This window comes from Yersinia sp. 1252 StPb PI (assembly GCF_048593885.1).
Taxonomy (GTDB): Bacteria; Pseudomonadota; Gammaproteobacteria; order Enterobacterales; family Enterobacteriaceae; genus Yersinia; species Yersinia enterocolitica_E.
In genome coordinates this window covers 1-1,200 of record NZ_JAZGQE010000386.1, presented here as the reverse complement: position 1 = coordinate 1,200, position 1,200 = coordinate 1, and the positions used below count along the sequence as shown (strand labels likewise).

Sequence of the window (1,200 nt, the reverse complement as noted above, 5' to 3'; positions counted from 1 at the left end):
CGCATGTGTATCGAACGTGTGGCCTACGTGCGTTACCTTATAGGTAACTTCTTTGAAAATGCAGCCATCTGTTTTTAAATCGCCGCTAAAAGCGTTTAACTTACTTTAAAAGAGGCGGTAGCAGGGTTGATAAAATGCTAGCAATAGTAATACACTGTGTACAGCTAGCTAGACATTCTGCTAGCAAAATCGTGAAAATATTCATGAGAATAACTTGAGGTGAATTTATGTTTAGCGAAGAAAGAGTAGCCCAAATGGCTGCCTACCTATTGTCGAGAGACGGTGGGCGCATGGCATATCTGAAACTTATCAAGCTATTATATTTATCAGACCGTAAATCACTTGATCTTTTCGGTGATTCTATTAGTGGTGATCGCTTTGTTGCTATGAAGCACGGACCTGTTTTGTCTCAAACCTATGACCTTGTTAAGAATGGTGGAGAGGATGAAGACAAAGGTTGGAACCACTGGATATCTGGAAAGGAAAATTATGAGGTTGCACTTAAACGTGCGCTTATTTCTCATGATTCACTAGATGAGCTTAGCGAAGCTGATATAGAGGTTATGGATTCTATCTTTGCTGAGTTTGGAAACATGAATAAATACCAAATCAGGGATTTTACTCATGACCATTGTGCTGAGTGGCAGAATCCGGGGCAAACATCTGTAGCAATTCCAATGTCTGCAACATTTGCCGCTTTAGGTAAAGGCGCTGAACTCTCTGAACAAATGCATTCTAAAATTCTTGAACGTGAACAACTAGATCAAATTCTTTCAGCCTACAAATTGGGTTAATGGATGGCTCAGTATATTCCGCTAGCAAAAGGTTCTATTCTTGTGCCTTCAGGGCCGGGACTGCATTTACATATAGTGTGTAATGATCCGAAGCCATATCCAAGATATGCAAACGCGGAATCTGTACTTTTAGTGAATATAACATCTATCACAGCAAATCATCCCTATGACGAAACTTGTATTTTAACTGCGGGAGACCATCCATTTCTAACACACCCAAGTTATGTTTTTTACAGGAAAGCTGATATCTATGCGTCAACAAGCCTTGCTGCCGGAGTCATGGCTGGAGATATGACAGTTAGACCTCCGTGTCCTGAAGCAGCATTTCAAAGAATCTTGGATGGTTTCAACATATCTAAACAAGTAAAACTAAACATAAAAAATTATTATCAAAAATATTGCCTAT

At 39.6% G+C, this 1,200-nt stretch carries 2 protein-coding genes; both read left to right on the top strand.

All coding sequences use genetic code 11. The annotated features are described in order from the left end of the window. Positions 1–227 precede the first annotated feature (227 nt). Entirely contained in the window at positions 228–794 is a 567-nt protein-coding gene (locus tag V2A85_RS23815; protein WP_050089897.1) for a Panacea domain-containing protein, read from the top strand. A gap of 3 nt (positions 795–797) precedes the next feature. After that, positions 798–1,200 (top strand): hypothetical protein (locus V2A85_RS23810; RefSeq protein WP_420072571.1); only part of this gene is annotated, 403 nt, incomplete at its 3' end.

Bases quoted from the DNA above. Each gene is read 5' to 3' on its own strand.
- V2A85_RS23815 (WP_050089897.1), top strand. From the start codon at position 228: ATGTTTAGCGAAGAAAGAGTAGCCCAAATGGCTGCCTACCTATTGTCG.